Source organism: Bacteroides sp. AN502(2024) (assembly GCF_041227145.1).
Taxonomy (GTDB): domain Bacteria; phylum Bacteroidota; class Bacteroidia; order Bacteroidales; family Bacteroidaceae; genus Bacteroides.
The window spans coordinates 281,102-302,765 of the sequence record NZ_JBGFSP010000004.1; the positions used below are offsets into that span (position 1 = coordinate 281,102).

The window sequence follows — 21,664 nt, forward strand, 5'->3', positions numbered from 1 at the left end:
TCATTGATTTTTATTTGTCGGTTGTCCACCTCGACTGAAGCTGTCCGATACGCTTCGTCAGCCGGATATTGGCAAGAGTCCATACCAGAATATCGCCCAGTACGATCCAGTTCACATCGAGATAAAGGGACAGAAGAATATTAAACAGTATGAATACAGTCGATACGAAGATGATGGAAATCATGGCAGTCCGCTGTTTCATTCCGACAGCAAGCAGCTTATGATGGATATGGTTCTTATCCGGCAGGAACGGATTCTTCCCGTTACGTACCCGGTGCAGGTAAACTCGGACCACATCGCAACACGGAACCAGCAGCGGAGAGAAAGCCAGCACCATCAAGTCTATATTTCCCGTATGTTCGTCCGGTCCGCACATAATCAGCTTGAGACTGAGGAAACAGAGCATCATGCCGATGGTCAGACTGCCCGTGTCACCCATGAAGATCTTCCTCCCGTGCTCGGCGTTCCCGAAAACATTGTAATAGAAGAACAGTACCAACACACCCAACGTAGCGAACGCCAGCATGGCATATATATACCGGTGAAGCATGAAAAAAGTCAGCCCGTAAAACAGGCAGGCGACACTGCACAGTCCGGAAGCCAGCCCGTCAATGCCGTCGATCAGGTTGATGGCATTGATGATGAAGATCACGATTAGAATGGTCAGGGGATACCCCAGCCATAACGGAACCGCGTGGATGCCCAGAATGCCGTGCAGGTTGTCGATATATATTCCACCGGTGATAAGCATCACACCGCACAGGATCTGGATGACAAACTTGGCACGATAACGGATACCGATCAAGTCATCGGCCATACCGACCAGGTACAATACCATGATGGCACAGAACGCAAATGCCAAAGGTCGTGCATCGTTTCCTATCTCGGACAACATCTCCGAATGCCCCAGCGCCATATTGATTCCCAGCAACAGGAGTATGGTGAAAAACACGACCGGCTTGAATGCGATGCCGCCCAACCGGGGCACTGCACAATGATGGATCTTCCGTTCGTCGGGAAAGTCAAACAACTGCTTGCGAAAGGCGATCAGCAGAATCTGGGGAATGACGATACCCGCACAGAAGACACAAAGCAGAAACGACAGAGAACAATTTACAATCCAGAAACACATATATAGTGCACATTTATATCTAAGACAGATCACGCTCCATGAACCATCGTAACCTTGGACCCTATATCATCCAAAAACGAATCGGTCATACTGACACATTATTTATAATAGCTTGATATATTCGGGACTGACTTCCACCCCTACGGAAAAGAACTCAGGCAGTTCCACCAACAGACGTTTCGTTTTCGACCCGCGCACAGTCAGCAATTTCCCTTCATAACCGTCCAAAGGACCGCCCACAATACGGATGTTCCTTCCGCACATGGCGGGTGTCAATTCGCTCGGGAGATAATATTTCGGATTCTCCGACACACTTACGGCATGCATGAAACGCTCCATATCCGCATCAGCGACAGTCATCGGTTTTTTGTAACTGCTCCCTTTCTGAAAACGGAACTGAATGGTGGGGATCTTCTCCACGACAAGATCGATTGCCCCCTGTGTATCGTGGACAAAAAGCAGATCCTGAATAAAGGGAACTTTTTCTCGGACACGTTTGCCGCCACGAACACTCAACCGCTCTTTCATGGGAGTGAACACCTCGAAATGCTCGGCCGCCAGTTGCTTATATGCGGGCAATTTGGCATTGGCCCGTTTAAGGTCGCGCATCACGAACCAGCATATTCGTTTTTTTCCTTCTGAAACAGCCATATTTAGGGTTCAAGACAATTCTTCTAATCCTGCAAGATTGTAAAATGCATTACATATCAAGCAGTTACAAACAATCGTTTCAAAAGTTCGGAAATAATTCCCCATGTCAGTATATCTGTTTATGCTCACCATAAAAGATTCCGTCATCTCACACCTGCAAGAGGTTCCCAAAGCCGTTTTCGGCTCCATTTTTTGCTCCTTCTCTCTGGGAGAGATGTATCGAAAATTGACATAGGACGCAACTACTTGTTTGACAATAAGAAACTGATTTTTCATAAACAGGATTTGCTCAACATCTGTGCACAAGTCCCCCGGAAAATGAAAGCGACTGAAAATAAATAACCGCTTTTATAGCTGTATTTTCAATAAATTGTGTAATTTTGCCCCCGTAATATATTTCTCTCCCAGAGAAAAATACATTTTTTACTCAACCAATATATCGCTCCCGATATTTCTCTTCCCAAGGAAATCAGTAGTTAGGAATATTCAGTAAATGTTCCCCCCAAATACCATGGCATATGAAGATGATAGAGTATAATCACTTCATATGCCATTATTATTGTCATTTTTCTGTATATTCTCATATACTCTTATCTGACAAGACATGAAGTTCCGGAAGAAGTCTTCTGACCTCTTCTGATTCTTTCAGTAAACTCATATCATGCAGCTTTCCCCGTTCTGTTCCTGATCTTGTCAATCATCAGTATGGCATTTGCTGTATGTATTCCGAAGAAAATCCACAGGATTTCCGTCTTCTTGTTCCTTGCCTTTATCCTTGCGAGCGAGTAATGTTGCTTTTGAGTGCCGAAGCTTCCTTCAAGCCGTGTGGCCCTTTCTTTTGAGAGTTCGCTTCTAAGCACCTTCCTCAAAGGCTCATCTTTGCCCGCCCTTCCCTTGCGCACAAAGGATGTGGATATCCCATATTTAGTACAGAACTTTCTGTTGGCATTATTGGCATATATGGAATCGGCAGCCACACATCTTACCCTTACATTCATCAGCTTCTGCTGCATACGGATACAGTCCTTCAAGCGTATCCCCTCATTGAAAGCCTTGAACGAGAGGTGTTCGATGAACGATATGCCGTCTATCTGTATATTATTGACCTTTGCACCGAACTCGACGGACTTGGTTTCCTTGCCTCTGACGATGGGACGTACATAATGACGGTCGATGCTGATGATGCGGTCACTGACTTTTCGCCCTTCAAACATTTCCTTTTCCTGTACAAGCACCTTTCTGATGATGGAAAGACGCTTATGGTAATCCTGCGTATATCGGAGTAAAGCACCGTACTCGCTATGGAGCCCATCCCTTTGACTGAGGAGCTTTTCAAGAAGCTTGATCATACGGCGCTTAAGCATTCTTGTCCTTGAAGCTCTCCTCTTTCTTTTCTTGCAGTAGGACAGATAGGATTCCGCCACATTCCTGTATTTGTTGCGCGGACGCCTTATGCCCAGATCCCTGCAATGCCGGCATATATGACTGTAGAGCCATTCGATGCTTTCCCAAAGGAGTTTCATGTCCGTAGGAAAACGCATGTGGCTCTCATAGCATGTGGCATCGGTCATGCAGACGTGAAGGTTATCAAGATAAGGTTTCCAGTGTGAAGCCAGGATCTCCTGGAAGGAATCAATGTCAAGGCGGGATGCTATCTCATTACGGATGGCACTGACTATCTTGAAGTTGGTTATGGGAAGGGACGGGGGGATCATGATTCCACAGAACATCTGGTAGTGTATGTTCCCGTTCAGATGTTCCACCAGTTTCCTGTCGGAGAATCCGGTGTATGCCTTCAGGACCATAAGGGCGATCTTTGCGGAAGGACTGAATATGTTCCTGCGGCCCAAACGTTGTTCAGACAGGCCTGCGGCTTTTGCCATACGATCAAATGGAAAGACCGAATGAAGCCTGCCAAGCTCACTCTCATGAAAACTCTTGCGGTATTTTTCCAGAATATCAAATTCTGTAAAGCCCAAAGTTGGGTGGATTTCTGAAATTTTTTGTATCTTAGCCATATCTTAGTTGGGGAATTTCCCCCGTTTGGGCCGTCAAACCTTGTTTTCGGGGGAATACCTAAAGATACTAAAAAGCCAACTAATTCGCAATAATTTGTGTATGAATTAGTTGGCTCATTTTATAATATTTAATGAATGTCCCTAAATATAAAGATTTACCCCTGCCACAGATAGCTATAGCAGGGGTAATTTCCTAAAAAAGGGAATTTTGACACACCCTCTTAATTTAGTTTGATATAGCCTCAAGAGAACATTGTTTTATACTGTTACTACTTTTTACCGTTTGACGAGTCCGATCTTTGCGTTCAGTTTAAAATAATAAACTCCATTCTCTTTCTCCAGAAATCCGTATTTGTCCTTCTCCAAAGATCCCTTTTCCAAACGAGCATTTTGAAACAAAAAATCCTCCATCACCTGCTTTTCCGGTTTATGATAACAGAGCACTTCTCCACTTCCATCCACTAGCAGGATACCTTCCACCGCTGAATCCCATCCGTTATAAATCTTTGCAGGACGCATTCCTAATGCTAATGCCATCAAGAACTGCTTCATCTTGAATTCATAAAACTTGTGCTTATTGATCAGCTCATCCTTAATTTTCAACGGATTCCTTTGTTTGATAACCTCCGTCAACTCACTAATACGGGAGATGCCATCCAGATGCATGATACGAACCATTTCTGTCAGTACACGCGGAAAGTGCAGATCAATCATCAGAAGATTGCTACGAAATACCCGGTCGGCTACATCAGCGTATTTAAGTACACCTCCCAGACGTTCAATCATCATCATCCGTTCGGCAACTTCATTCGGAGATTCAGGCAAAGCATTGATTTTATTCACCGTTGGAGTGGCAAATTTAATTCCACTCTGTTCCAATTTAAGATTCGCTGCACGCCCTCCGTCCAGCAACGGTTTCATTGCGCCCAACCGTGAGCGGACATTGAAGCCGCTTAACGGAGCTTTCGGATGCCAAAATGCAACGGAGAAGTCTGTACGATCTTCCGTTTTTGCTTCCAGATCGAAAATGGAAGCCTCGTCTAAAAACTCCTCTACCCCTTCCGGAGAGATAACCTCGTTTTCCGGAGAAGATTTCACAGCCTGCCATATCAGATCAGCCACAATACCAAAATCTTCACGAGGCATGGACTTAATTCCATTCTCTCCTTCCATACGAATCGTATCTTCTTCAATATAATATTGACGTGTTCCGTCATGTTCTTCCCGTTGAATCATCGCAACAGGCCAAAATGTATCTCCCGCCTTTGCCTCTGCCGTACCTGTCACCACTTTACCGTCCGCCAAAAGACGAAAGAAAGAATAGAGTTCACACCATTCTCTTTTGGTTGCTTCGAATGCCATATATTTTTGTTTTTCTTTATTTTACTACACGACTTCCCATATCTTACCTATAAAATATTCTCATCACCAAGAATGCGCGCTGTTTCCACCTTCTCCAAACGTGCACGTAACTTAGGCATCATCGAACAGCGAATACGTAATGTCATGCTACAATCCATGTCATACGACTGATTAAGAATCTCCGGCTCCTCTTCTTTCACAATACGCATTACATCATTCATAAAAGGATATTCGAACATTACCGTCACCTCCTCATCTACCGTCTTTTCTATAATGGTAGCGGCAGCAATCGCTTCGGCAGCAGCAGCCTTATAAGCAACGATCAATCCGCTCGTTCCCAATTTGATTCCTCCAAAATATCGGACTACTATAATCAGGATATCCGTCAGTTCATTCGAGTTTATCTGTCCGAGAATCGGTTTACCCGCTGTTCCGGAAGGTTCTCCATTATCATTAGCACGGAAAACCTTCCGTTCAGCTCCCAACATATAGGCATAGCATACATGCCGTGCGTCATAATACTTTTTCTGATACGTTTCAAGATACCTCTTTATTTCATCGAGAGTATGCACAGGAAGGGCTATAGCAATGAACTTGCTTCGTTTTTCCGTATAAACACCTTCGGAAGGCCCAATGATGGTTTTATAAGTATCTTCAGCGGTCATGATATCATCTAGTCCAACTTATGGATGATCAGTCCCGAACGCAGTTTCGGTTCAAACCAGGTAGTTTTCGGCGGCATAATATTGCCTGTATCAGCAATATCCATCAACTGTTTCATCGATACGGGATAGAGAGCCAGGGCCACTTTCATTTCACCGCTATCCACGCGTTTCTTGAGTTCTCCCAATCCACGGATACCACCTACAAAATCAATACGTTTGTCCGAACGCAGATCCTTTATGCCTAACACTTCATCCAAAATCAAGTTGGAAGAGATTGTAACATCAAGTACACCAATAGGGTCGTTATCATTGTATGTACCGGCTTTAGCTATCAGACTGTACCATTTCCCCTCCAGATAAAGTGAGAAATTATGTAAGCCGGACGGTTTATAGATATCCGTACCTTTCTCTTCCACTATAAAGTTTTTAGTAAGTGCAGCCAAGAATTGTTCGGGAGTCAACCCATTGAGATCTTTCACTACACGATTGTAATCAATGATGGTCAGCTGGTTTGCCGGGAAGCAAACAGCCATAAAGTAATTATATTCTTCATCACCTCGGTGATTTGGATTCAGCTTTGCCTTCTCCGCTCCCACCAGTGCGGCAGCGGCAGAACGGTGATGTCCGTCAGCAATATAAAGGGCAGGCATTTTAGCAAATTCGGCTGTAATGATATCCATATCTTCATCCTGATCGATGATCCAGAAAGTATGTCCAAAGCCATCATCCGGAGCAATAAAATCATAAACCGGTTTGTTTGCCGTATATTTCTTTATAATAGCATCCAGTTTCTCATTATCCGGATAAGCAAAGAATACAGGCTCAATGTTAGCGTTATTTACGCGGACATGTTTCATACGATCTTCTTCCTTGTCACGACGAGTAAGCTCATGCTTCTTGATAACCCCGTTCATATAATCCGGGACATAAGCACCGACTACCAACCCGTATTGTGTTTTCCCGTTCATCGTCTGGGCATAGATATAATAGTTTTCCTTATTATCCTGCACCAGCCAGCCTTTGTCCTGAAACAATTGGAAATTCTCTGCAGCTTTAGCATACACCCGTTCGTCGTGTTCATCCGTACCAACGGGGAAATCGATTTCCGGTTTAATAATATGATAAAGCGACTTTTCGTTACCTTCCGCTTCTGCGCGGGCTTCTTCTGAATTCAATACATCATAAGGACGTGAAGCGACCTGTTCAACAAGGTCTTGTGGAGGACGGATGCCCTTGAAAGGTTTGATTATTGCCATGATATTAGTATTTTATAGGTAAAAAAATAAAAGCCACAGACTTCTTGAAAATCTGTGGCTCAAATATACGATTTATTTCTAAAAAAGACATTCTGCAACGGATTGTTTTTCTTCAGATACTATCATAGTTATCCGGAGAAATCCGGCTGACTTACTCAGCATCTTATTTGTTTACTCTAAATTTCTCGCAGCCATCTTTCAAGAAGCCAACGATTTGTCGAGCGGCAGCAATACCGGCATTGATATTTGCTTCGGCAGTTTGAGCACCCATTTTCTTTGGAGTCGAGAAATAACGTCCGACAAACTTTTCAGCAAATTCAGCGTTGGCAGCAGGCATAATATCTGTAATATATTTGAAGTCTGCACGCTCTTCCATCAACTTAATCAGTTCTGCCTCGTTGATTACTTCCTTGCGGGCAGTGTTTACCAACATAGCTCCTTTCGGCATATCTTTCAGTAGCGCATAATTGATAGAGTTCTTAGTTTCGGCAGTTGCCGGAATATGAAGAGATACCACTTGGCAAGTCTTGTACAACTCTTCTGCCGAATCAAGAGCTTTCACTCCATCTTTTTCGATCACTTCTTTCGGACAGAATGCATCATAAGCATACACTTCCATCCCGAAACCTTTGGCAATACGAGCTACATTGCGACCGACGTTTCCATAAGCATGGATACCCAGTTTCTTACCCATCAATTCCGTACCGGAAGTACCGTTATAGAAATTACGGACAGCATATATCATCATTCCCAAAGCAAGTTCGGCAACAGCGTTAGAGTTCTGTCCCGGAGTGTTCATCACACATACATTGTGAGAAGTGGCAGCAGCCAAATCCACGTTGTCATATCCTGCACCGGCACGGACTAAGATTTTCAATTCTTTAGCAGCATCCAGCACCTCTGCATCCACAACATCGCTACGGATAATGATAGCATTAGCCTCTTTTACTGCATCCAGCAATTGAGCCTTATCAGTATACTTCTCAAGCAAAGCAAGCTCAAATCCGGCTGCTTCTATTTCTTTACGGATACCATCTACTGCAACTTTAGCAAACGGTTTTTCAGTAGCTACAAGTACTTTCATAATCTGATTCTGTAGATAAAGACTTACCACAGATTACGCAGATTTTCACAGATGATAGAACATAGAAATCTGTGTAATCCGTGTAACCTGTGGTGAACATATTATTAATGAAGTTTTTCAAATTCCTGCATGCAGTCAATCAAAGCTTGTACGCTTTCTTTCGGCAGAGCATTGTAGCAAGATGCACGGAAGCCACCCACAGAACGGTGTCCCTTAATGCCCACCATGCCTCTTTCAGTAGCAAACTTTAAGAAGTCCGCTTCAAATTCCTTATATTCAGGAGCCATTACGAAACAGATATTCATACGTGAACGGTCTTCTTTGGCAGCAGTACCTACGAACATTTTGTTACGGTCGATTTCCCCATACAGCATATCAGCCTTTTCGATGGCGCGACGTTCCATTTCTTTCACCCCTCCCTGCGCTTTAATCCAACGAAGAGTCTGCAACGCTGCGTAAATAGGCACAACAGGAGGAGTGTTAAACATAGACCCACCGTCAACATGAGTCTGATAATTCAACATTGTCGGAATGTAACGGGAAACCTTGCCCAATGCATCGTTCTTAACGATAACGAATGTAACACCTGCAGGAGCCAGATTCTTTTGTGCACCGCCATAAATACAGATATATTTAGAAACGTCGATCGGACGTGAGAAAATATCAGAAGACATATCGGCAATCATCGGAATCGGAGAATCGAGGTCTTCCTTCAATTCAGTACCGTAAATTGTGTTGTTAGTCGTGATGTGGAAATAATCTGCGTCTGTCGGGATTGTGTAATCTTTGGGGATATAAGTATATGTAGCTTCAGCAGAGGAAGCAACTTCTACAACTTCACCAAACCCTTTAGCTTCTTTCATTGCTTTCTTTGCCCATACACCAGTGTTCAGGTAAGCGGCTTTCTTTTCAAGGAAGTTATAAGGAACCATACAGAACTCCATACTAGCACCTCCACCCAGGAACAGAACCGAATAGCCTTCGGGGATATTGAGTAATTCCTTGAATAATGCCACTGCTTCGTCAACCACGGGCTGGAAGTCTTTGGCACGGTGGCTGATTTCCATCAAAGAGAGACCAGATTCGTTGAAATCTAAAATAGCCTTCGCTGTATCCTCTATCACCTCACGTGGAAGAATAGAAGGTCCTGCATTGAAATTATGCTTTTTCATTTGAAGTTTGTTTTTGGTTTAACAATTTCGTTATTTTTGTCTTTTGACTTTGCGAATTTACGAATTTATTTCTGCTGCACAAATCTTTCCTTATAAAAATACTGTTCCAAAGCAGATTGTCTTTTCTTTTTATTGATTTATACAGGATATATACACCATATTGTTATCCATAGATATCAACTTCTCCTACTTCGCTTCCTCCATAATGGTCTTCATACCTTTGATTTTCTCCCCTTGAATCAGATGTAAGAGTTGCTTCACCTTCGCCCGGCGAACCGCAACGAAGGCATAATGTTCTTTGACGTCAATTGCTCCGACATCATCGCGGGTCAGGTTTCCTTTTTTATATAAGAATCCGGCAATATCAACCCGGCTAAGTTTCTCTTTCTTTCCCTTACCTATATATATGGTAGCCCAAACCGATTTCGGAGGACGGGAAGGATTTTCAGGCAACACCACTGTTTCCATATTTTCCGGAATATAAGGAGGAACTTTCTCTCCGACATACAGAATTAAATAGGACGTTCCGGTAGCATCCCAACGTGCTGTTCGTCCGTTACGGTGGATAAAGGCTTCTTCATTCACCGGTAAGTGATAATGGATAATATGTTCCACCTCCGGAATATCCAATCCACGGGCAGCTAAATCAGTAGAGATCAACACATGGCAACTACCGTTACGGAATTTATAGAGCGCACGTTCACGGTCAGGCTGTTCCATACCGCCATGAAAACGCTCTGCAAAGAGTTTTTTATCTGCCAATAACTGATGTACACGGTCTACTGCGTCCCGATGATTGCAAAAGACGATACTCGAACTACTTCCCAATGTACAAAGCAAGTTGTATAAAACATCAATTTTATCTTTGGAAGGTGAAAGCACTCTCATCAGTTTCAAACGCGATTTCTGTTCTTCAGAAGCATCCGAAAGGAAGTTCAACTTGACCGTGCGGTTCAATCCCGTAAAATCAGGAATCTCTTCAGCATCGGTAGCTGAAAGTAATACACGTTTTTTTAATCCCGAAAGCTGTGCGATAATCTCTGTCATTTCATCATGAAAACCAAACTCTAAAGATTTATCAAATTCATCGATAATCAAAGTACCAATGGTTTCGGGAGTGAAATTTCCTTTCGACAGATGATCAGTGATACGTCCCGGAGTACCGATGAGGATAGCAGGACGATTACCTGCCATGCTCTTTTTTTCTTCAGCGATAGGATGTCCGCCATAGCAACAACAGGTTTTCCAGGAAGTTCCCATTGCTTTGAACACAGAATCTATTTGCAAAGCCAGCTCACGTGAAGGAACCAGAATCAACGCCTGCACGCTGTCATCATCCGGTTTTAGGATAAGGAGCAAAGGCAACAGATAAGCCAATGTCTTGCCAGATCCTGTTGGTGACAACAGGATAACATCTTTTTTTCCGGTAACTTGTTCAAGGGCTGCTTCCTGCATCGGATTCAACTCATCAATCTTCAAATTGAGGAGGGCCGACTGTATTTGGGGGAAAGATATACGATGATATTCCATAACCTATTGTTCTTTAATTATTCTATCATGCAGTTAAACATACGAATATAATAGATAAGTACAGATAAAAAAGGAGAACAATCTTCAGAACAGATGCATAACAGATCGGAAAGACATCATGAATCCCCTAAAAAACAAGTGGGAAATCCAAGAAGCACTACCGCCTTTTCAGATTTCCCGCTCTGTTTTTATATACTCTTCCCGGTCATTTTCCGACCGATTGTTCTCTTCTGCGAATTATCCTCCGAAGTTATCGTACATCAGGTTCTGTGCCGGAACGCCAAGATCGTCGAGCATCTTCTCAACAGCTTTCGACATCGGGCCAGGACCACACATATAATATTCGATATCTTCAGGAGCTTCGTGATTCTTCAGATAAGTTTCGTAAATTACATTGTGAACGAATCCCGGAGTATACTTCACGCCTGCAGCATCAGCAGCAGGATCCGGACGGTCGAGTGCCAGATGGAAAGTAAAATTCGGGAACTCCTTTTCGATCTGCAGGAAATCTTCCAGATAGAACACTTCATTCAGTGCACGAGCACCATAGAAGTAAGACATCTTACGATCAGTAACGCGCAATGTCTTGATCATATGCATGATCTGAGCACGCAACGGAGCCATACCGGCACCACCACCAATCCACATCATTTCTTTATCGGAGTTGAAGATTGGGTGGAAGTCTCCGTAAGGACCACTCATGATTACCTTATCACCCGGTTTCAGGGTAAAGATATAAGAAGAAGCGATACCCGGCATCACATCCATAAATCCAGGACCTTGGTCTTTCGGTTTGAACGGCGGAGTAGCGATACGCACTGTCAACATGATACGGTCACCTTCAGCAGGGTAGTTGGCCATAGAATAAGCACGGATCGTTTCCTCTTCATTTTTACATTTCAACCCGAACAAGCCGAATTTCTCCCATGCAGGCAAGTATTCGTCACCAATCAGGCTCTTATCGATGTCCTTATTATAATCCATTGAATATTTAGGAATCTTGATTTGTGCGTAAGACCCCGGAATGAAGTCCATGTGTTCGCCTTTAGGCAAAGCCACGATAAACTCCTTAATAAATGTAGCCACGTTCTTGTTGGAAATCACTTCGCACTCCCATTCTTTCACACCCAGTACACTTTCGGGCACTTTGACAGCCATATCGCTCTTCACTTTCACCTGACAGCCCAGACGCCAATGGTCTTTCTGCTGTTTGCGGCTGAAATGAGAGACTTCAGAAGGCAGAATCTCACCGCCCCCTTCGAGCACCTGACATTTGCACTGTCCGCAAGACCCCTTACCACCACAGGCAGATGACAGGAATACTCCGTTTACAGACAGCGTATTAAGCAACGTGGAACCGGAAGCCACTTCCAATTCCTTTTCACCGTTGATTGTCAGTTTCACGTTTCCTGATGGCACCAAGAATTTTTTGGCAACCAACAAGATAACAACAAGCAAGAGAATAACCACAAGGAATACCCCAATGCTCGCTAATATTAAATTCATATCCATTGTCTTATTCCTTTCTTTTTAGATGTTCAAACCAGAGAAACACATAAATGCGATTGCCATCAGACCTACTGTGATAAACGTGATACCCAAGCCCTTCAACGGAGCAGGAACGTCAGAGTAAGCCATTTTCTCGCGGATAGCAGCCAAACCTACAATAGCCAGCAGCCAACCGATACCGGAACCCAATGCGTAAGAAATAGCATCCCAAATATCGCCAATGTATTTCGGGTCGCTCGGAGCGAGATTGATACGTTGCTGCATAAACAGAGAGGCACCCATGATGGCACAGTTCACTGCAATCAACGGCAGGAAGATACCCAACGAAGCATACAGTGACGGGCTGAAACGTTCTACCACCATTTCCACCAACTGCACAATACCGGCAATAACGGCAATGAAAAGAATAAAACTCAAGAAACTAAGGTCTACACCTTCAATAATGGCATTGGCAGCCAGCACTTTGGTCTGCAACAAGTAGTTCACCGGAAGCGTCACCAGCAACACAAAAGTTACAGCGATGCCCAATCCTACGGCAGTCTTCACATTCTTCGATACTGCCAAATATGAGCACATACCCAGGAAGAATGCGAATATCATGTTGTCCACAAAGATAGAGCGGACGAATAAACTTAATAAATGTTCCATATCTTTTAATTAAGAATTAAGAATGAAGAGTTCTTCATTTCCATTAATTACTTTCTTCTTGCAATTCTTTGTGACGTGCACGTTGATACCAGATAATACAAGCTACGATAATCAATGCCATCGGCGGCATCAACATCAAACCGTTGTTTACGTATCCGATATTCTTAACAGGTTCGTAATTAAGAATGTTGAAACCGAGCAACGTTCCCGAACCGAACAGTTCACGGAAAAAAGCAACGAGCACCAAAATCTTAGCATATCCCAAACCATTACCTACACCATCCAAGAAAGACTCCCAAGGACCGTTCTGCATGGCAAATGCTTCAAGACGTCCCATCAGGATACAGTTGGTGATAATCAAACCTACATATACAGAGAGCTGAACACTTACGTCGTAAGCATAAGCTTTCAGAATTTCACTTACAATAGTTACCAGAGCAGCCACCACCACCAACTGAACAATGATACGGATACGGTTAGGAATGGTTTTGCGCAACAATGAAATAACAACGTTAGCAAATGCGGTAATCACCGTTACTGAAAGTCCCATTACAATAGCAGGCTCCAGTTTGGCAGTAACAGCAAGTGCAGAACAGATACCGAGCACCTGTACGGTTACCGGATTGTTTATTCCCAACGGAGCAGAGAATACTTCTTTATTTCTCTTTGAAAACAGTTGTCCCATATTCTATCTTTCTCCTCCTTATTATTTAGTTAAAAAACTCATGTAACTACCCAGACAATTCTTCAACATGGTATTTACACCCACCGAAGTGATTGTACCACCAGAAATGCCGTCCACCTGATATTCAGGCTTCTCCACCTTGCCGTTCTTTACCACTCCCAAAGCGATAGAGCCATTCTCCAAAGTCTTTTTTCCAACGAATTCATTTTGGAAATGTTCAGTTGCAATTTCAGCACCCAGACCCGGAGTTTCACTTGCATGAGAGAAGTAAGTACCGTAAACGGTATCCTTATCCTCATTCAGTGCAATATATCCCCAGATAGCTCCCCAAAGACCGGCACCGTAAACAGGAAACACATACTTAGTCTGATCGTCCACTTCGCACACAAATACGTGCAGACGCTGTTGTTCTTTTGCTTCTTTTTCGTAGTTGGTAGCAAATTCTCCAGTATTTTCAATCAGCGAACCGTCTGCGTTCATCAGCATATCACCTTTCACATATTTCTTATATTCCGCATCCGCATCTTCCACATTTTTAATGTTCAATGCGGCAAGGATCTGTTTCTTAGTGTCCAACTGCACATTCTTGTTTTGTGTAGATTTCAGTGAAGAACTAACGAATGCCAGGAGGAATGCTACGATAATAACCATTACCGAAGCATAAATGATAGTATAACTATTACTATTTGTATTCATTTTCTTTCGGTATTTTATTGGTTAGACTTAATAACACGTTTTTCACGACGACTGATATTACTCTGTACTACACAGTAGTCGATCAGCGGGGCAAAGATATTCATCAGCAAGATGGCGAGCATCATACCTTCCGGATACCCAGGATTCAGTACACGGATAACAATAGCCATCACACCGATCAGAAATCCGAAGATATATTTACCATTCTCCGTACGTGCGGAAGTCACAGGATCAGTAGCCATAAATACGGCACCGAAGCAGAAACCACCGAGAACAAGGTGTTCATACCAAGGCATGTGGGCCATTGCTGTATCCGGACCAATCGTATTGAATACCCAGCCCATGAATGCACCACCGACAAAAACAGAAATCATTGTCTTCCAACTTGCGACACCCGTCCAAAGGAGAATTGCGGCACCAATCAAAATGGCAATCACACTTGTTTCACCAATAGAACCCGGAATCAGACCTGTAATCATATCCATATTGAATGCAGGAACACTACCTGATGTGGCAGCTTGTCCCAGCGGAGTGGCAACGGTAAGTCCGTCTACGCTTTGTCCCAAGCCGAAGATACTGTCGCCTGACACCCATACAGCGTCACCGGACATCTTGGTCGGATATGCGAAGAACAGGAATGCACGAGTAATCAATGCTACATTGAATACATTCATCCCTGTACCACCGAATACTTCTTTTGCGAAAATTACAGAGAATGCAGTGGCTACGGCAAGAATCCACAGCGGACAATCTACCGGAACAATCATCGGGATCAATATACCGGAAACAAGGAACCCTTCCTGTATTTCTTCTTTTTTCCATTGAGCTACCACAAATTCAATACCCAAACCTACTACATAAGATACGATAATTTTAGGCAATACTTCCAGAAATCCGTAAGCAAACATTTCAATAAAACTACCTGCAGTATTAGTAACGTGGAAATGCTGGTAACCTACATTATACATACCGAACAGCAAAGCCGGTATTAACGAAATAACCACAATCGACATGATGCGTTTGCTATCGATTGCGTCATGTATATGCGTTCCCGTTTTCGCAGTCTTGTTGGGCACAAACAGGAATGTTTCGAAGCCGTCAAACACCGACTGGAATGCGTGGAATTTGCCGCCCTCTTCAAAGTTCGGCTTTATCTTATCGAGATAATTTCTTAACGCTTTCATTTATTAAATTGAGAATTGACAATTGAGAACCAAGAAAAAGCTATACTTGTGTTTACCTCTGAAGACATTTTCAAAAAGTCTCAATTATCATTTTTTTTAATTTTTAATCTATCATTTTTTAATTCTCTTATGCCATTTCTGAACGGAGCATATCGAGTCCGGCACGGACGATACGTTGCAGCTCCACCTTCGAAGAGCAGACAAATTCACAAAGGGCAAAATCTTCAGGAGCTACTTCATAGATGCCAAGAGCTTCCATACGGTCGATGTCACCGGCAATGATTGCTTTGATCAGATATTCGGGCAGGATATCCATCGGGAATACCTTATCGTATTCACCCGACATAATCATGTGACGTTCGCCACCTTTGATGCGGGCATCCAGCGTGTATTCCTTTTTACCCATCAACCAACTGAAATAAGAATGGCTGGCACTGAACTGGTTGAAGCGCGGCATGATCCATCCTAACATTTCGTGAATATTGTCACCTTCAGGGATAACAGTCAGTTGGCTATGGAATGCGCCCAAGAATCCGTTCGGAGAGACTTGCTTTCCCGTCAGCACATTACCGCTAATGTAGCGTAAACCTTTATCTTGTGTTACATTACCAGCAAACACGTTGGTGAGTAATGCACCGACCCGGAGTTTGCAATAGGCAGGTTTCAACACTTCGGAACCTGTCACAGCTACTGTACGGGTAAAATCTACATGCCCTGTATTGAAAAGGCGGCCAATGAAGATAACGGCTTGCGGATCAATAGTCCATACCGTTTCTCCCTTGGATATGGGATCGAGATGGTTGATCTGGACCCCTACATTACCAGCAGGATTCGGTCCGTCGAAAGCAGTGATTGTAACGTTCTTAGCCTGTGTCAGTGCGGCAGTGTTCTGTTTCACGCTGATACTCAGGTAGGTTTTTGCCAGTTTGGCAAGGGCGTCAAGTCCAGTCTGAAAGTTCGTTTCCTCACCCTTGAGGGCAAACTCAAAATCCGGTGCTAACGGGTTGGCATCGAATGCAGAAATAAAGATTCCTTTCGGAGTGACCGTCGGATCTGCAATGATGTCATAAGGACGCTGTTTGATAAACGCAAAAAGTCCCGCTTCCAACAAAGCGGTTTTCACAGCTTCAGCATCCAGCGAAGCAACATCTTTCTTTCCAAAATCTTCATAGTCCTGCTCTGTAGCAGCTTCCACTACGATGTTCAATACCTTGCGACGAACACCACGTTCCACACTCGTCACCACGCCACTCACCGGCGAAACAAATTTCACTTCAGGATGATACTTGTCGATAAACAAGGGTCCACCAGCCATTACATATTCCTGCTCTTTCACAACCACCTTAGGCGTCACTCCAGGAAAGTCATCGGGTACCAGTGCATAGAATCCCGGTTCTTTTACCGTTGTGTACGTTTCAGCAGCTTTACCTTTCAGGTTTATGTCAAGGCCTTTACGTAACTTTATTACATTTGCCATGCTATATAAAATAATGGTTTCACAAATTTGCCGCAAAAGTAATAAATAAGATTGGGATTCGGGAGGAAAAAAGAAAGGAATTACGGAAAAATATCCGTAATCTTTTTCGTGGTCGCACACAATATTCTATCAACCGTCTTATTCCGCAGAAATACGATTCTTTTTTTAGATTTATTATCTAAGAATATCAAACCCAATTGAAATAAAACAGTTTTATTTGCAGTCAAATTCCTCACAGAGAAATTATGAAGAAATATATAATAGGAATATTGATGCTGCTTCCATCCATCAATATGCTGCCAGCTGCGGCTGACAGCACAGCAGTAAAAAGCGATGAACTGCAAAAGGCTACAACTTCTATCAGTGATATTACGCCCACAGATATGGAAGACAGTCCGTCAGATACCATTCCTGCCCTTTCCAAGCGCGAGTTACATCGCCAGCGCGTAGCAAAACGAAATTTGCACTACAATATATTAGGCGGTCCCAGTTATACACCGGACTTCGGCTTGTTGGTAGGCGGTAGCGCACTGATGACATTCCGTATGAATCCGAGTGATACGACCCAACGACGTTCCGTAGTGCCGATGGCCATTGCATTGATATTCAAGGGCGGTTTGAACCTGATGACCAAACCGCAACTTTTTTTTAAAGGCGACCGTTTCCGCATCTTCGGCACCTTTTCTTATAAGAACACAATCGAGAATTTTTATGGTATCGGCTATTCCACTAATAAAAAGTATGAACGTGGAGAAGATACCAGCGAATATCGCTATAGCGGCATCCAAATAAATCCATGGTTCTTGCTCCGTTTGGGAGAAAGCAACTTCTTTGCGGGCCCCCAAGTCGATTTAAACTATGACAAAATTACCAGACCGGCTACCGGAATGATTAATGAGCCCTCGTATATAGCAGCAGGAAGTACAGAAAACGGATACAAAAATTTCAGCTCCGGACTCGGTTTCCTGCTGACGTATGACACACGTGATATTCCCGCCAATGCATATAGCGGAACCTACCTCGACTTCCGGGGAATGATGTATAATAAAGTAGTGGGAAGTGATAATAACTTTTACCGTCTGGAGATCGACTATCGCCAATACAAAACGGTAGGACGCCGCAAAGTAATAGCTTGGACAGTACAAAGCAAAAACGCATTTGGCGATGTACCCCTAACCAAATATGTACTTAGCGGAACCCCCTTCGATCTTCGCGGTTACTATATGGGACAGTTTCGCGACAAGTCCTCACATGTCATGATAGCCGAATACCGTCAGATGATAAATACAGACAAAAGTAATTGGGTAAAAAAGATGTTAAGCCATATAGGATATGTAGCTTGGGGAGGATGTGGATTTATGGGACCTGCTCCGGGCAAGATAGAAGGTGTGCTTCCCAACCTCGGAGTAGGGTTACGCATTGAAGTTCAACCCCGTATGAATGTACGCCTCGATCTCGGAAGAGACATGGTAAACAAGCAGAATTTGTTCTATTTTAACATGACGGAAGCTTTCTGATTGCCAAGAAGCAAAACGACTTATCAGCACATTAGACCTGTCTGATATTTCCTTAAATATCAACTTTAACAACAATAAAGACACTGAAGAGGAGGAACTTATAGAAAGTTTTAGTACATTTGCGATGGAATAAAAGCCACTAAAACTTAAAAAATGAATAATAATGGAGCAGACAGCCAATCAATCAACGCACTGATCGTTTTCAAAAAAAAAGGAGAAAACGACAATCCATTTGTCTCTGTCTTATGTGATGCTATCAGAACGGCTGGAATTAATGTGAGATACTCTCAAAAAGAATTTTGGGAATCGGACGCAGCTTATGACATCATCCATTTCCAATGGCCAGAAGAGGTAGTAGGATGGAACTGCAAAGCTCCCGACATCATCCGCCGGCTGAAAGAACGTATCGCCTTTTTCCGCTCGAGGGGAACTCACTTCATATACACACGGCACAGCATCTGCCCCCACTGTGCTAATGATATTATCAGCCAGGCCTACGACATAATCGAATCGGAAAGTGACATCGTGGTACACATGGGACATTACAGCCAGACGGAATTCATAAAGAAACATCCCGGCAGCAGGAATGTCATCATCCCGCACCACATCTTCCAATACACCTACAAAGAAAATATCAGCATAGAGCGCGCACGCCAGTATCTGAGGCTGCCACAAGAAGCATTCATCGTCACCGCCTTCGGAAAATTCCGTAATTGGGAAGAAATACGCATGGTGGCGGGAGCATTCTGCAAATGGAATAAAGCAAACAAACTGCTGCTGGCTCCCCGATTCTATCCTTTTTCCAAACATAACAAATATGGACGGAATTTACTCAAACGAGGACTCTCACGCCTAGGATACTATCTCGTCATGCCGCTGCTCAACCGCTTCCTGAAATTTTACGCCGGAGTCAATGATGAACTGGTAGACAATTACGACCTCCCCTATTACATCGCTGCTTCAGACGTGATATTCATACAACGGAAGGATGCCCTGAACTCCAGCAATGCCCCCCTTGCCTTCCTCTACCGCAAAGTGGTAGTGGGACCGGCAACAGGAAACATCGGAGAAATACTGACCGCAACCGGAAACCCTACTTTTGATCCCAACAACCAAGAAGACATTCTGCAAGCACTTGAAAAAGCACGCACACTGTCCGCATGGAGACAAGGAGAAAGAAGCCATGACTATGCGTTGAAATATATGAACATCTACAAAATAGGGAAAGAATACGCAAAAACCTATAAAGATGCCATAACTCTCATAAAATAAATGGAGAGTCCTAATTTGAGGACTTACCTCCAAATCTATTACTGCTAGTCAGCTATCAGCTTTCTATAACGAACGCGTTTCGGTTCTTCATTTCCCAAACGTTTCATTTTATTTTCTTCATATTCTGAATAAGACCCTTCGAAGTAGAACACATTAGAGTCTCCTTCAAAAGCAAGGATATGTGTACAGATACGATCGAGGAACCAACGGTCATGCGAGATAACTACAGCACAGCCGGCAAAATCTTCCAGACCCTCTTCCAAAGCACGCAGTGTGTTTACGTCAATATCATTGGTAGGCTCATCAAGCAACAGTACATTGCCTTCTTCTTTTAAAGCCATCGCCAAATGTAGACGATTTCTTTCACCACCGGACAATACACCACAAAGTTTTTCCTGATCGCCTCCGGAGAAATTGAAACGGGAAAGATAGGCACGCGCATTGATGTCACGTCCACCCATACGGATCAACTCATTACCACCGGAAATTACCTGGTAAACGCTCTTATTCGGATCTATATCTTTATGTTGCTGATCTACATACGCCACCTTTACAGTCTCTCCTACTTCAAATGCTCCCTTATCTACTGTCTCCAGCCCCATAATCAGACGGAACAGTGTTGTCTTTCCCGCACCATTAGGACCTATCACACCGACAATACCATTAGGAGGAAGCATAAAGTTCAAATCGTCAAACAGCAACTTATCACCGTATGCTTTAGCCACCTGTTTCGCTTCAATGACCTTATTACCCAAACGCGGACCATTCGGAATGAAGATTTCAAGTTTTTCTTCTTTCTCTTTCACGTCTTCATTCAGCAACTTGTCATAAGAATTAAGACGCGCCTTACCCTTTGCCTGACGGGCTTTCGGAGCCATACGCACCCATTCCAACTCCCGTTCCAGCGTTTTACGACGTTTGCTGACAGTCTTTTCTTCCATTTCCATGCGTTTTGTCTTCTGTTCCAGCCAGGAAGAATAGTTACCTTTCCAAGGAATACCTTCACCACGGTCCAGTTCAAGAATCCATCCGGCAACATGATCGAGGAAGTAACGGTCGTGCGTCACGGCAATAACCGTACCTTCATATTGCTGGAGATGTTGTTCCAACCAGTCGATAGATTCTGCATCCAAGTGGTTGGTAGGTTCGTCCAACAAGAGTATATCCGGTTTCTGCAATAACAAACGGCATAAAGCTACCCGGCGACGTTCACCTCCGGACAGGTTTTCTACCGGCTGATCTTCAGGCGGACAACGGAGAGCATCCATCGCACGCTCCAACTTGCTATCCAGATTCCATGCATCAGTCGCATCAATGATATCTTGCAGTTCGCCCTGACGGGCAAAAAGAGCATCCATCTTATCCGGATCTTCATAATACTCCGGCAAACCGAACTTCTGATTGATTTCTTCATATTCTGCCAGTGCGTCAACAATGGGTTGCACACCTTCCATCACCACTTCTTTTACTGTCTTCGTGTTGTCCAAATAGGGTTCCTGTGCCAGATAACCCACGGAATATCCCGGAGAAAACACCACTTCTCCCTGATAAGATTTCTCCAAACCGGCAATAATCTTCAACAACGTTGATTTACCGGAACCGTTCAAACCGATAATGCCGATTTTCGCTCCATAGAAAAAGGACAGGTAAATGTCTTTCAACACATTCTTATTGGAGGTGAAAGCCTTGCTCACTCCCACCATCGAGAAGATAATTTTTTTATCGTCAGCAGCCATTATGTATGATTATATATTGTTGATAATGGCACAAAGATAAGAAAAATGTTTGAATTCTTTTGGCGTTATA

At 43.6% G+C, this 21,664-nt stretch carries 18 protein-coding genes; 2 read left to right on the forward strand and 16 right to left on the reverse strand.

Annotated features, from left to right (window positions below; all coding sequences use genetic code 11):
* Positions 1-10: 10 nt before the first annotated feature.
* From AB9N12_RS16120 to AB9N12_RS16190, 15 genes are all read right to left on the reverse strand, one after another.
* On the reverse strand, positions 11-1,132 hold the full coding sequence (locus tag AB9N12_RS16120; RefSeq protein WP_369893155.1) for an MraY family glycosyltransferase: 1,122 nt from the start codon (positions 1,130-1,132) through the stop codon (positions 11-13).
* Between the two features lie 102 nt (positions 1,133-1,234).
* The gene (locus AB9N12_RS16125) at positions 1,235-1,783 is read right to left on the reverse strand and encodes a UpxY family transcription antiterminator (protein WP_369893156.1); all 549 of its coding nucleotides are present in this window, start codon (positions 1,781-1,783) and stop codon (positions 1,235-1,237) included.
* 659 nt (positions 1,784-2,442) lie between these two features.
* Positions 2,443-3,801: a transposase gene (locus tag AB9N12_RS16130; protein WP_369893159.1), complete on the reverse strand. Its 1,359-nt coding sequence runs from the start codon at positions 3,799-3,801 to the stop codon at positions 2,443-2,445.
* A gap of 276 nt (positions 3,802-4,077) precedes the next feature.
* Entirely contained in the window at positions 4,078-5,163 is a 1,086-nt protein-coding gene (locus tag AB9N12_RS16135) for an HpaII family restriction endonuclease (RefSeq protein ID WP_369893161.1), read from the reverse strand.
* Between the two features lie 47 nt (positions 5,164-5,210).
* Positions 5,211-5,828: a YigZ family protein gene (locus tag AB9N12_RS16140; protein ID WP_369893162.1), complete on the reverse strand. Its 618-nt coding sequence runs from the start codon at positions 5,826-5,828 to the stop codon at positions 5,211-5,213.
* An 8-nt stretch (positions 5,829-5,836) separates the two neighbouring features.
* Entirely contained in the window at positions 5,837-7,084 is a 1,248-nt protein-coding gene (locus tag AB9N12_RS16145; protein ID WP_369893163.1) for a DUF1015 domain-containing protein, read from the reverse strand.
* Positions 7,085-7,247: 163 nt separating this feature from the next.
* Positions 7,248-8,168 carry an NAD(P)-dependent oxidoreductase gene (locus AB9N12_RS16150; protein ID WP_369893164.1) on the reverse strand — a complete coding sequence of 307 codons (921 nt, stop codon included), beginning with the start codon at positions 8,166-8,168 and terminating at the stop codon, positions 7,248-7,250.
* A 104-nt stretch (positions 8,169-8,272) separates the two neighbouring features.
* Positions 8,273-9,340, reverse strand: a complete 1,068-nt coding sequence (gene serC, locus AB9N12_RS16155) for a 3-phosphoserine/phosphohydroxythreonine transaminase (RefSeq protein ID WP_369893165.1) — start codon at positions 9,338-9,340, stop codon at positions 8,273-8,275.
* A gap of 186 nt (positions 9,341-9,526) precedes the next feature.
* The gene (locus AB9N12_RS16160) at positions 9,527-10,870 is read right to left on the reverse strand and encodes a DEAD/DEAH box helicase (protein WP_369893166.1); all 1,344 of its coding nucleotides are present in this window, start codon (positions 10,868-10,870) and stop codon (positions 9,527-9,529) included.
* 237 nt (positions 10,871-11,107) lie between these two features.
* Entirely contained in the window at positions 11,108-12,382 is a 1,275-nt protein-coding gene (gene nqrF / locus AB9N12_RS16165) for an NADH:ubiquinone reductase (Na(+)-transporting) subunit F (RefSeq protein ID WP_369893167.1), read from the reverse strand.
* 18 nt (positions 12,383-12,400) lie between these two features.
* The gene (nqrE, locus tag AB9N12_RS16170) at positions 12,401-13,027 is read right to left on the reverse strand and encodes an NADH:ubiquinone reductase (Na(+)-transporting) subunit E (RefSeq protein WP_369893168.1); all 627 of its coding nucleotides are present in this window, start codon (positions 13,025-13,027) and stop codon (positions 12,401-12,403) included.
* Positions 13,028-13,070: 43 nt separating this feature from the next.
* Positions 13,071-13,712, reverse strand: a complete 642-nt coding sequence (locus AB9N12_RS16175; RefSeq protein WP_369893169.1) for an NADH:ubiquinone reductase (Na(+)-transporting) subunit D — start codon at positions 13,710-13,712, stop codon at positions 13,071-13,073.
* A 21-nt stretch (positions 13,713-13,733) separates the two neighbouring features.
* Complete coding sequence (locus AB9N12_RS16180; RefSeq protein WP_369893170.1) at positions 13,734-14,408, reverse strand: Na(+)-translocating NADH-quinone reductase subunit C; 675 nt, start codon at positions 14,406-14,408, stop codon at positions 13,734-13,736.
* A gap of 14 nt (positions 14,409-14,422) precedes the next feature.
* Complete coding sequence (locus AB9N12_RS16185) at positions 14,423-15,592, reverse strand: NADH:ubiquinone reductase (Na(+)-transporting) subunit B (protein ID WP_369893171.1); 1,170 nt, start codon at positions 15,590-15,592, stop codon at positions 14,423-14,425.
* 127 nt (positions 15,593-15,719) lie between these two features.
* Entirely contained in the window at positions 15,720-17,069 is a 1,350-nt protein-coding gene (locus AB9N12_RS16190) for a Na(+)-translocating NADH-quinone reductase subunit A (protein ID WP_369893172.1), read from the reverse strand.
* Between the two features lie 245 nt (positions 17,070-17,314).
* On the opposite strand from AB9N12_RS16190, the gene AB9N12_RS16195 reads away from it, so the two are divergent.
* Positions 17,315-18,586 (forward strand): BamA/TamA family outer membrane protein, encoded by a 1,272-nt coding sequence (locus AB9N12_RS16195; RefSeq protein WP_369893173.1) that lies wholly within the window; start codon positions 17,315-17,317, stop codon positions 18,584-18,586.
* 153 nt (positions 18,587-18,739) lie between these two features.
* Complete coding sequence (locus tag AB9N12_RS16200; RefSeq protein ID WP_369893175.1) at positions 18,740-19,858, forward strand: glycosyltransferase family 1 protein; 1,119 nt, start codon at positions 18,740-18,742, stop codon at positions 19,856-19,858.
* Between the two features lie 44 nt (positions 19,859-19,902).
* Here AB9N12_RS16200 and ettA read toward each other — a convergent pair whose 3' ends face one another.
* Positions 19,903-21,594, reverse strand: coding sequence for an energy-dependent translational throttle protein EttA (gene ettA / locus AB9N12_RS16205; protein ID WP_369893176.1), 1,692 nt, complete (start codon positions 21,592-21,594; stop codon positions 19,903-19,905).
* Positions 21,595-21,664 lie beyond the last annotated feature (70 nt).